8 protein-coding genes are annotated in these 11,766 nt (G+C 34.8%); 6 read left to right on the top strand and 2 right to left on the bottom strand.

Annotation, left to right across the window (positions count from 1 at the left end; translation table 11 throughout):
* Positions 1-16 precede the first annotated feature (16 nt).
* From FNE73_RS06045 to alaS, 4 genes are all read left to right on the top strand, one after another.
* Positions 17-550, top strand: a complete 534-nt coding sequence (locus FNE73_RS06045; RefSeq protein ID WP_143883887.1) for an SRPBCC family protein — start codon at positions 17-19, stop codon at positions 548-550.
* 98 nt (positions 551-648) lie between these two features.
* On the top strand, positions 649-1,098 hold the full coding sequence (locus FNE73_RS06040) for a GreA/GreB family elongation factor (protein ID WP_143883886.1): 450 nt from the start codon (positions 649-651) through the stop codon (positions 1,096-1,098).
* A gap of 114 nt (positions 1,099-1,212) precedes the next feature.
* Entirely contained in the window at positions 1,213-1,725 is a 513-nt protein-coding gene (locus tag FNE73_RS06035) for a nitroreductase family protein (protein ID WP_143883885.1), read from the top strand.
* Positions 1,726-1,826: 101 nt separating this feature from the next.
* Positions 1,827-4,430, top strand: coding sequence for an alanine--tRNA ligase (gene alaS, locus FNE73_RS06030; RefSeq protein ID WP_143883884.1), 2,604 nt, complete (start codon positions 1,827-1,829; stop codon positions 4,428-4,430).
* A 128-nt stretch (positions 4,431-4,558) separates the two neighbouring features.
* Here the strand turns inward: alaS and FNE73_RS06025 are convergent, their stop codons facing one another.
* Both FNE73_RS06025 and FNE73_RS06020 read right to left on the bottom strand, forming a co-directional pair.
* Complete coding sequence (locus FNE73_RS06025) at positions 4,559-5,200, bottom strand: MAE_28990/MAE_18760 family HEPN-like nuclease (protein ID WP_143883883.1); 642 nt, start codon at positions 5,198-5,200, stop codon at positions 4,559-4,561.
* Complete coding sequence (locus FNE73_RS06020) at positions 5,200-6,279, bottom strand: DUF262 domain-containing protein (protein ID WP_143883882.1); 1,080 nt, start codon at positions 6,277-6,279, stop codon at positions 5,200-5,202. The genes FNE73_RS06025 and FNE73_RS06020 overlap by 1 nt, the downstream gene beginning before the upstream one ends.
* A 349-nt stretch (positions 6,280-6,628) precedes the next feature.
* On the opposite strand from FNE73_RS06020, the gene FNE73_RS06015 reads away from it, so the two are divergent.
* Complete coding sequence (locus tag FNE73_RS06015; protein ID WP_143883881.1) at positions 6,629-9,112, top strand: DUF5686 family protein; 2,484 nt, start codon at positions 6,629-6,631, stop codon at positions 9,110-9,112.
* Positions 9,113-9,320: 208 nt separating this feature from the next.
* Entirely contained in the window at positions 9,321-11,726 is a 2,406-nt protein-coding gene (locus tag FNE73_RS06010; RefSeq protein WP_143883880.1) for a hypothetical protein, read from the top strand.
* Positions 11,727-11,766: the final 40 nt, after the last annotated feature.

The raw sequence follows: 11,766 nt of genomic DNA, 5'->3' as shown, positions 1-11,766 counted from the left end.
CTAAATTTCTATAACCATGAAAACAATTTTAAAGGCTTTTGGCGTAATTGCTCTTTTAATCATTGTTTATGTCGTAATTGCTTTATTGGCTTTCGGCAATAACTATCATTATGAAAAATCTATGATGATAAATGCACCAAAAGAAAAAGTGTGGCAGCAAGTCAGTTCTATGAAGGCTTTCAATCAGTGGAATCCGTGGATGAAGCTGGATCCGAATATGAAAATAGTCTATTCGGGAAGTGAAGGTCAGGTTGGTGATAAATATTGTTGGGACAGCAAAAATGATGATGCGGGAGCAGGATGTCAGGAAATCAGAGACTTGATTGAAAATCAAAAGCAGAAAACAGAAATGATTTTCCAAAGACCCTTTGCGGGACAGGCAACATCAGAAATTATTCTGTCATCCGAAGGTAACGGAACCAAGGTAACTTGCACGATGGATACAGAACAGGAAACCTGGATGAAAATCATACGCCCGATGATGGATTACCAAATGGGGAAATCCTACGAAGAAGGTTTGAATAACCTCAAAACCTTAGTCGAAAAATAAGATTAACATATTATTTCAAAGAACTGTTTTCAAATTCTGAAAGCAGTTTGTGTTTTCATTTAAATTAAAATATTATCTTTATGTAAAGATTATGATACATGGAGAAGACGGCATATGAAAAAAATAACATAAGAAATTATGTAAAAAATGTGATTGCTGAAAAGATTGAGAAACTAAAAAACTTTATAGAATTTACATTAGAAGCAAGTCGCGACATCAAAAAAACTCCAAAATATGACAGCATGAGAGAGGAAATGCAGGAAGAAATTTATCAGATGCAGCGTCAGTTGGGAGCTTTAAATGATTTAAAAAGAAATATGGCTAAGGTTCTGAACAATTCTACTGAAAGAGTTCAGCTGGGGTCTCTGGTGATTACCAATAAAGCAAGATTTTATATTTCTGTTTCTTTGGGGGAATTTTTCTTTGAGGGAGACCGTTTCTATGCGATTTCCTCCGAAAGTCCAATGGCAAAGAAAATGATGGGAATGAAATCAGGTGACGAATTTACATTGAATAAAATCCATCAGAAGATTGTTGAGGTTTTGTAGAGTGAAAAAGTAAGATGTGAAAGTAAGAAGTAAAAAGTAAAAAGTAAAAAGTAAGTTTTTAATAAACATCCGTATATAGTTTTCGTAATCTGGCTTTTTCGCTATTTTTGTTAGATGAATAAAGCAGACGTTTTAAAAGAAATCATAGAGCAAAGAAGAAGTATATTTCCGAAAGATTATTCAGATACGGCAATTTCGCAGGAAATTCTTGACGAAATTTTGCATTCCGCTACATTGGCTCCGAATCATAAGCGTACCAAACCTTGGCGTTTCAAAATATTCCGTGGAAAAGAAAAAGCAAAACTGGCTTTGGAAATGCAGTCGATTTATAAGGTAACGCAGCCCGAACAACTTTTTTTAGAAAAAAAATACAATGATATTGGTTTTAAAATCAACAAAGCAGATGCTGTTTTTTCCATTGTAGTCAATTTTAGCGGAATGGTTCCGGAATGGGAAGAAATTGCCGCAGTTTCCATGGCGGTTCAGAATATGTATCTTACCTGTACAGCAAACAATATTGGCTGCTATTGGAGTTCTCCAAAGCTTGTTGACCACTTAAAAGAATCCTTAACAATTCATGAAAATCAGAAATGTCTTGGGCTTTTTTATATAGGAAATTTAGAATAATCTATTCAGGCAATATTATTTTGCGACAAATTACCTTTAAAATATTAAATTTGCCAATCAAAAGCGAATAGCAATTTGCTATGCGCCAAAAGCTATATACAATGACTTCACAAGAAATAAGACAGCAATTTTTAGACTTTTTTAAAAGCAAAGGACATTTGATTGTTCCATCTGCGCCCATCGTTTTGAAAGATGATCCTACTTTGATGTTCTCCAATTCAGGGATGACGCAGTTCAAAGATTATTTTTTAGGATATAAAGAGCCAAAAGCCTCAAGAATTGCCGATACGCAGAAATGTCTCAGAGTTTCCGGAAAGCATAATGATCTGGATGATGTAGGTCGTGATACTTATCACCACACGATGTTTGAGATGCTGGGAAACTGGTCTTTTGGTGATTACTTCAAAAAAGAAGCGATTGACTGGGCTTGGGAATTGCTGACGGAAGTTTATAAAATCCCGAGAGAAAATCTTTACGTAACCATCTTTGAAGGTGATGAAAAAGAGAATCTTGAACGTGATAACGAAGCCTATAATTACTGGAAAGCACACATTTCTGAAGACAGAATCATCAACGGAAATAAAAAAGATAATTTCTGGGAAATGGGAGCGAGCGGACCTTGCGGACCTTGCTCTGAAATCCACGTTGATCTGAGAAGTGAAGAAGAAAAAGCGAAAGTTTCAGGACTGGAGTTGGTAAATAATGATCATCCTCAGGTCGTTGAAATCTGGAATCTGGTTTTTATGCAGTTCAACAGAAAAGCAGACGGTTCGCTGGAGAATCTTCCTGCCAAACACATCGACACCGGAATGGGATTTGAGCGTCTTTGTATGGCGTTGCAGCAGAAAGAATCCAATTACGATACGGATGTTTTCACGCCTTTGATTGCTAAAGTTGAAGAACTTTCAGGTAAAAAATATACCGGAATTTTAACTGATGAGAAAGACATCGCCATTCGTGTGGTGGTAGATCACATCAGAGCAGTTTCTTTTGTGATTGCAGACGGACAGCTGCCTTCCAATGGAGGAGCCGGTTATGTGATCAGAAGAATTTTGCGAAGAGGAATTTCGTACGCTTATCGTTTTTTAGACCGGAAAGAGCCGTTCCTTTATCAATTGGTGGCTGTTCTTCAGGAGCAGATGGGAAAATTTTTCCCGGAATTGGAAAAACAGGGAACTTTGGTTACGGAAGTGATTAAAAGTGAAGAGGAATCTTTTTTAAGAACTATTGAAACAGGTTTAATCAGAGTAGAGAAACTGATTCAGCAGACGATTGCTGATGGTAAAAAAGTATTGCCAACCGAAGAAGTTTTCGAATTATATGATACGTATGGTTTCCCTGATGATTTAACGAGAATTATTGCTGAGGAAAAAGGATTAACGATTGATGAAGCAGGATTTGAGCAGGCTTTGAACGAACAAAAACAGCGTTCAAAGGCAGATTCGGCTCAGAAAGTGTACGATTGGGTAACTTTGGAAGAAAAACCGGAAAACTTTGTGGGTTACGATAAAACGGAGTCTGAAACCTACATTACAAGATACAGAAAAGTAGAAAACAAAGACGGAGAATTTTATCAGGTCGTGTTGAGCGAGTCGCCTTTTTATCCCGAAGGTGGTGGACAAATCGGTGATAAAGGCATTCTTGAAAATGCCGTTGAAAGCTTTGAGGTTTTGGAAACCAAAAAGGAAAACGGATTGATTATCTCTTTAATCAACGGGCTTCCGAAAGATGCCGGTGCTGTTTTTTATGCTAAAGTGAATGCAGCTGAAAGAAAAAATTCTCAGGCAAACCATTCAGTGACGCATTTATTGCACGAAGCATTAAGAGAAGTTTTGGGAACACACGTGGAGCAGAAAGGTTCATTTGTGGGTCCGGATTATCTTCGTTTCGATTTTTCACATTTCAGCAAAATGACGGAGGAAGAATTGAAGCTGGTTGAAGATAAAGTGAATGCGAAAATAAAGGAAAGTATTGCGTTGCAGGAATTCAGAAATATTCCGATTCAGGAAGCTTTGGACAGAGGTGCAATGGCTTTGTTTGGCGAAAAATACGGTGACAGTGTAAGAATGATTCAGTTCGGAACTTCAATGGAATTGTGTGGCGGAACGCACGTAAAAAATACCAGCGAAATCGGTCATTTCAAAATTGTATCCGAAAGCTCTGCGGCAGCCGGAATCCGAAGAATTGAAGCGATTTCAGGAGACAAATCTGCAGAATATTTCAAAAACTTAGAAAAACAGATCACTGAACTTTCTCAGATATTAAAATCTAAGGATATTGTTAAATCTATCGAGAAATTGATCGAAGAAAACACTTCACTGAAATCTGAAGTAGAAGCGTTCAAAAAAGAGAAAGCAAAAGGCGAAATTGGCGACTGGAAAAATGCTTACGAACAAAAAGGCGACAAGCAGCTTTTGGTGAAGAAAACGTCGTTGGATGCAGCTTCGGTAAAAGATATTGTCTTCCAGCTGAAAAGAGAAATCCCGACTTCGGTTACCGTGATTCTTTCTGATGCAGACGGAAAACCGATGATTACGGTGGGCGTTTCCGATGATTTGGCTGCGAATTACCAAGCCGGAACGATTGTAAAAGATCTGGCAAAAGAAATCCAGGGCGGCGGCGGCGGAAATCCGGGCTTCGCAACAGCAGGCGGAAAAAATCTTGATGGTCTGGAAAATGCGTACCAGAAAGCGTTGACTTTGTAAGAGAAGTTTGCAATAAATTTATGTATAATCCCTTTCAGTTTTGGAAGGGATTTTTATTAAAACTTTGCTGTAGATTAGTTTTTTGTTTGTAATAAACTTCATATAATTTGATAAGAATATATAGAGAACTATTTTTGTTTAAATCCTTCCATTAATGCAGAATTTTCAATTTCAGTTTTTAAAGATTCCATAATTTCTTGAATCTCTTTAAACATAATTTGATAAGTATTAAAATCAACTCTCAAATAATCACCGTGAGCAATGTTATTTCTTGCATCAACCAAGTCATTGATCAAACTTTCATATGCTGAAAATTTCGATTCGTTAATTCCAATTATAAATAATATTTCTCTAAATATGTTATATTTTAAGTTAGATTTAGTTTGGATAACATTTGTTGTTAAAATATTTGAATTTTTATCAAGTTCATTAATTAAAAATTCAACTGTTTTTGATTTTTCCTCAATATTTTTAATTTCTAAATTTCCTATTTTTTTTGATAATGATAGTGCTATAAATTGTGGTCTTAATTCTTTATGTTTTAAATATTTTTTTGCAACATATTCCAAATATATTTCAGTTGACTTTTTCACAAAGCCTTCCCAGTGTGCGTACAGAATAGGAACTGAAAATCTCAGTGAAGCACTTTGTTTTGGACTTGGAGTTTCAGGAACATAATCATTAATTATTTTCAATTCCTTTCTACGCCAAGCATAATCTTCACCGATAAGATTGCTTAATTGATCATAGGTATATGCTCTTTTTGCCATTATTTTGCAAAATATTGAATTGAAAATGGTATTAATTTGGGTATTCTACTTTTTGCATTTGACCCTGATCCAGATGTTTGGTTATAAGTTTCCTGTTCATATAACTTTTGAATTTTATCAATAAGAATATTATCATCGGTTGGAAAATTATAATTTGAAATGTTTGATGCTACACCTACAGAGATTGCTTCAAATGCAGATTCTAAAAATTTTCCTTTAAAATCATTTCCACTAAACTTTTTAAAGGCTTTTTCACTTAATATTCTGTTCAAAGTAGAGAAGGTTAAATCAAAATTTTCTTTAACTAATTTAAAGTTCAGATTTTCACTATTTAGTATATCTTCATTAATATCGTCAAGAAAATCTCCAACATCTTTTTTGTGATTATATTTATAGTAAGTTAATGCTATAAATCGTAATAATAGTTCCATATGATATTGTTCTTCATATAATCTATCTGATAAAGATAACGTTTCAAGGAAATTTGAGTTGGTAGCCATTTCATTAAACCAATTATATTTGTCGGGATTTATCATCAACATAACATTATTTCTAACTTCTTGATTTGAAGCATTAGAACCTCCAGTATTAAGTCTTTGGAAGACCTCAAACTTAGCACGTTTATCAGACTCACTTAATATTATCGTTAGATGAATTTTTGCTCTCTTTATAGCTAATTTCAATCCTTGCGGCAACTCTTTACTTTCATTATCATTTTCCCATTTAAAACCTTCTAAACTAGGGATATACTTTGTGCCTTCTAATGTTAATGGATCAGAATCTCTTAGCACACCAAATAACTGCAATATAGTTGAAACCCTTTGTAGACCGTCTACTAATTCCCATATTCCAGTTTCATCCTGATAAACAAAGATCGAAGGAATGGGTATGCCTAAAATTATTGACTCAATAAGCTTGACTTTTTGACCATGAGACCATCTGAAAAGCCTTTGATATTCTGGTCGTATAATTATTTCATTGTTTTCGTACAAATTAACAAGTTCTCCTATTGACATTGAATAACTGTCAGTCTTAAAACTAGTTCTTCTTTCTTCAATTTGCCTGTTTAGCTCTTCCATTTTCTTCTTTAGGTTATTAGTTACAATTAGTGTTTATCTAAATATTTTCATAAAGATAAAAAAAACTATTAAAACAGTTTAATTCAATACTAAAAGAAAATTATTTCAACATTATAGTATTTTTCTTAATACAAATTACTCGAAATGATAAAGCTTCAAAAAAACAACACAAACCCTTAAAATCTCTTAAATAAAATTTAATTTATCAATCATTCGGGAATTGAATAAAGTGGAAATCAACAGTATTGAATTGATAGCCAACAGATTTAATTTTTAACAAAAGTTTATATTTTCTGCTGTAGTATTGTAACTTTCTTATCAATAGTTTTGTCTTATTAATAAAAACTATATGACAAAACTTTTATCTCCATTATTTTTACTGTTGGGTATTGTGATCTTTGGTCAGAGTCAGATTAAAGTAATCAGCAAAAACAGCAAAAAGCCGATAGAAAATGCGGCGGTCTATTGTGAGGATGAGCTTTTGGGCAAAACCAATTACGAAGGCGTGCTGAATTTTAAAACCAAATGTAAAAAGGTTGAAATTTTAGCCAACAATTTTGAAGATGAAACAGCAGATGTAAAGAAAGCCATGGAAGTGATGCTCAAACCATCGTCTGAAAAAATGAGCAATATCGACAAAATTATCATTGCTGATAAAAGCGATCCCAAAGCGCTGAAAATTCTGGACGAATTCAATAAAAGAGAAAAAGAAAATTCTCCCAAATCATTAGATTCATATCAATTTAAATCGTACACCAAATTTTCTATTGATGTAGACAAAGATTCTGTAGATATTTTTAAAAATTTCATTATCAGCCGGAAAGATTCTCTTTCAAAAGTTGAAAAGAAGCAGGAGTTTAAAAAGAAAAGTGAAGAAAAAGATTCTTTAATTGGTGAAGATTTTCTGAATGCGGCAAAAGACAGCCAGATGTTTTTGTGGGAAAAAGCGACAGAATACAAATATTCTCAAAAGTTTGGTGATAAAACGAATATCATAGACAACAGGATGTCAGGTTTTAAAAATCCGATCTATGAAGCTTTGGCAATCAATATTTCTAACCTCAACAGAACGCCGAGGCAGCTGAGACCCGAAAACAGAAAGCTGTTTAATTTTTATGTTACAGACACGATCCAGATTGACGGACGAGATACTTTCGTGATCAAGTTCAAAGAAATTACCGACAAAAAAAGGCAGAACCCGAGAAAATTTAACGGGAAAATTTATATTGACAGTCAGACTTTTGCGCTCAAAAAATTTGAAAGCATCAGTAAGAAAATCAATGAAGGAAACATAGTCTCGGTATGGAAACCAATTAACAACAAATGGTTTCTTGCCTATGAAGATATGAAAGTAAAAATGGGTGACCAGACTTTTAATATTTCCAAAAAAGACAGCGTAAAAACCGATACTTTAAAGAAAGGTCAGTATCTGAGCGATAGGAAAAAATACCATCAAAAGACATTCGGAAATTATCTTTATGTAAAAAACAGGTTTTTTGATTACGAAATCAATCCCGAGCAAAAAGCTTCCGAATTTAAAGGTTATTCGCTGGAAATGAGAAATTCTGACGGCAGTCTTTTGCAGCAATACAGAACCGACAGTCTTACGGCAAGAGAATCCGCAACCTACACCAATATTGATAATTTTGTAGAAAAGCATGAGTTTGAGAAAAAATTAGGATTTTTAACTCAGCTGGTGCGTGGAAACATCCGCTATAAAATGATTGATTTTGATCTCACTAAACTTATTAGTTATGATAAATACCAAGGTCTGCGTTTAGGAGCAGGAGTAAAACTGAATGAAAAATTCAGCAAAACCTTTTCTCCGGACGGATATTTCGGATACGGTTTTAAAGATCACCGCTGGAAATACGGTTTGGGACTTGATGTAAAACTGTCTTCCAAAAGAACTTCAGTTTTCAGAGTAGATTATGTGGATGATGTTTTTGCAGCAGGCAGATTCAGCAATACGATGTGGGATATGATGATGAAACTTTCGGATATCAATCTGGATCTTCACAACGCCAATTTTTACAGAAATCAAAAATGGGGAGCATCTTATCTGTATGATATTTCCAATTCACTCACGATGAGAGTTGCTGTGAATAAAGAAAAACAGAAAGTGTTGTTTGATTATCAGTATAGAGACCTGGGAAACAGTTTTGATAATGTAAGCACGACGTTGTCTTTCAAGTATTCTCCTAATGATAAAAACATTATGACGCCTAGCGGAAAATATACCTATGAAAAAAGATTTCCGCAGTTTTTTGTGAATTTTGAAAAAGGATATAATGCTTTAGGCGGTGAGCTGGATTATCAGAAACTGGATGCCTTAATCGTTCATCAGTTCAGAACTAAATTAGGTTATACTAATTTGAAACTTTTCGGGGGAATATCATCTGGAACAGCTCCGATCTGGAAAAACTTTGAAATTGCGGGACAAACCGAAAGAGGTTTGGATCATTGGTACTCAAGCATCAGTACACCATCCAATTTAGGGTTTGCCACCATGCCTTCGGGAACTTTCTTTGCCGATAAATTTGTGGCGTTTAAAGTTTCTCAATACCTTCCTTTCAGATTCAGAACATTAGGGAAAAGATATTCTAATATTGAGCTGGAATATCAGGCGGCTATCGGAGATTTCAAAAACAGAGGAGATCATCAGTTCGATTTTATACCGCTGGATCATTACTATCAGGAAGTGGGACTGATTTGGAACCGGTTTTTGGGAAGGAATTTCGGAGTTGGGTTTTCTTACCGCTTAGGACATTATCAGACATCAGAATTTAAAGAGAATTTTGGCGTGAAACTACGCTTTAATGTTCTTAACTAAATGATAAAAACAGAGACTGCGGTTTCTGTTTTTTTATACATGCTTTGAAGAAGTTCGGTTTTTAAATCTGAAAAGAACGGATAAATTATTCTTGATTTGTAAGTCTAAATAATTTTAAGAAAGATTAATTAAAAAAAATAACAGGCTCTTAGTTTCGCTAAACTTTTATGACAATATAAATATTACTACTTTTGACAAGCATTTTTGTATGAAAAAGGGAATCTCTGTCATATTTCTGTTGGTTTTTATTTTTGGTTTTTCACAATCAAGCATTACCGTTTTCAATGAAGATGATTATAAACCGATTGCTGATGCAGAAATTTTCTGTAACAATATTGTCTTAGGTAAAACTGATGCTCACGGTTTTTTGGAGTTTAAAACAAAATGCAGAGATATACAGATCAAAGCCGGCGGATTTTATACGGAAAATATTGCGGTAGAAAAATCAATGAGCGTTTCCCTGATCAGGAATTCATCCAGAATTACGGCAATAGAAACCGTGATACTTCACGATAAAAGCGATCCTGAAGCGTTGGAAATTTTAAGAAAAGTAGAAAAGCTTTTCAAAAGTAATTCTCCCGAAAGCTTAGATTCTTATGCCTATAAATCTTACGAAAAATTATCTTTCGATATAGATCAGGACAGTATTGCAGCCTACAGAAATATATTCAGCAGAAATCTCAGTTTTTTCAGAAAAAATAAAAACGGGGATTCCATCAGCGATCTGTCATCAAAGAAAATTCTTTCCCAAAGCAAACTTTTTCTATGGGAAAGGGCTCAGGAATTTATTTATTCAAAAAAATATGGCGAAAAAATCAATATTCTGGACAATAAAATTTCCGGTCTGAAACAGCCTATTTATGAGCTGATCGCATTACAAAGCAACAGAAATAAGATTCCTGAACAGATCAAACAGGAAAACCGTGGCTTGTACCGTTTTTTTCTTACAGACAGCGTTCAGATTGACGGACGGAAAACTCTGGTGATCAGATTCAGGGAAGCCAATTACAAGAAGCCGATGAAAAGGAGAAAATTCAGCGGAGCTATTTATATTGATGCAGAAACTTTCGGAATCAAAAAAATTGAAAGCACCAGTAAAGAAAAAAATGAAGGATATATTACAAGCAGTTGGGCGTACTTTAATGGCAAATGGTTTTTGGCGGAAGAAAATGTGAAACTCAGGCTCAGCCGTCTGAAATTGGGGAAGGAATACACCAATAATGAAGAAAACAAAGAAGAGAAAAGAAATTTCGGAGCGTATGCATTTCTGAGCTCAAAATATTTTGATTATACTTCTCCCATAGAAGAAAATTCCGCGGACTTTAAAGGATATACTTTTTCCGTAAAAAACACTTCAGGTCATACCTTGGATCTTTATCGTCAGGAACCGCTTTCTGTAAGGGAAGAGAATACATACGCAACCATCGACAGTTTAGGTAAGATTTATAATGTCGACAGAAAAGCCAGAGTTCTGACTGGTTTAATCAACGGTCAGGTTCGTGTAGGAAGCTTTGATTTTGATATTGGTGAGATTGTAAATTACAATTTATCAGAAGGTTTCAGAGTAGGTTTGAAGGGCAAGCTTAATGAAAATTTCAATGCGTATTTTTCACCGGATTACTATTTTGCTTACGGTTTTAAAGATGACCGATGGAAATACGGAATTGGTCTTGATATGAAAGCTTCTCTGGAAAAAAACAACTTTTTCAGGATTGAGTATTATGATGATGTCAATTCTTCGGGTGAATTTTACCGCAGGCTATGGACATTCAGAATGCGGATGATGAATTACGGAAACAATATCAACAATGACAAATTTTACCGGTACAAAGGCGTTTCTTTATCATATCTGAATGACATTAATAATGGTTTGACACTGGCTTTTGCTGCCCGAAGAAATTTTGAAGCGGCGCAGTTTGACTATGATTTTCGGGGAAGAGGAGATGCTTTTGAAAATTTTAATACGCTGGTTACTCTTAAATATTCTCCCAACTCTACCAATATTATGACGCCGCAGGGAAAGTCTTTAATTGACCAGAATTATCCAGAGCTTTATTTTAATTATGAGCAGAGTGTAAAAGTTTTTGGCGGAGATTTCAATTACACACGTTTTGATGCTCTTTTTGCACACAATTTCAAAACCAGATTGGGAAGAACAGGATTGCGCTTATACGGAGGTGTAGTTTTTGGCGAAGCACCTATATGGAAGCATTTTACAATGAACGGACTGGCTTCCCCGAGCCGTGATATTAATTTTAACCTGACTTCCTATCTTGGTTTTGCAACTCTGGAAGGCGGAAAATTTTATAATGACCGTTTTATTGCCTATTATTTGACCCATAAAATACCGTGGTACTTCAAAAGTATAGGGCAGAACGTATCCAGCTTTGATTTTGTGATCCGTGGAACCATTGGTGATATGAAACATCCGGAATACCATGATTTCAGATTCAGAAAACTGGATCGTCTTTATCAGGAAGTAGGTCTGGAATGGAGTAATTTTTTATCTTCGTACTTCAATCTCGGATTTTTTTACCGGGTAGGATATTATACAACCAATAATTTTAAACAGAACTTTGCTGTACAGTTTAAATTAAAACTTCTGGAGTTTTAAAATTCCCCTCCTTTGGAGGGGTGTCAAAAATTCTTAGAAT

This window comes from Chryseobacterium binzhouense, assembly GCF_007474545.1.
Taxonomy (GTDB): Bacteria; Bacteroidota; Bacteroidia; order Flavobacteriales; family Weeksellaceae; genus Chryseobacterium; species Chryseobacterium binzhouense.
Note: the sequence above shows the minus strand (reverse complement) of the source record. Positions and strands in the feature narration are given on the sequence as shown.

Coding starts and splice junctions, on each gene's coding strand:
- FNE73_RS06045 (WP_143883887.1), top strand. CDS start 17: ATGAAAACAATTTTAAAGGCTTTTGGCGTAATTGCTCTTTTAATCATT.
- FNE73_RS06040 (WP_143883886.1), top strand. CDS start 649: ATGGAGAAGACGGCATATGAAAAAAATAACATAAGAAATTATGTAAAA.
- FNE73_RS06035 (WP_143883885.1), top strand. CDS start 1,213: ATGAATAAAGCAGACGTTTTAAAAGAAATCATAGAGCAAAGAAGAAGT.
- alaS (WP_143883884.1), top strand. CDS start 1,827: ATGACTTCACAAGAAATAAGACAGCAATTTTTAGACTTTTTTAAAAGC.
- FNE73_RS06025 (WP_143883883.1), bottom strand. CDS start 5,200: ATGGCAAAAAGAGCATATACCTATGATCAATTAAGCAATCTTATCGGT.
- FNE73_RS06020 (WP_143883882.1), bottom strand. CDS start 6,279: ATGGAAGAGCTAAACAGGCAAATTGAAGAAAGAAGAACTAGTTTTAAG.
- FNE73_RS06015 (WP_143883881.1), top strand. CDS start 6,629: ATGACAAAACTTTTATCTCCATTATTTTTACTGTTGGGTATTGTGATC.
- FNE73_RS06010 (WP_143883880.1), top strand. CDS start 9,321: ATGAAAAAGGGAATCTCTGTCATATTTCTGTTGGTTTTTATTTTTGGT.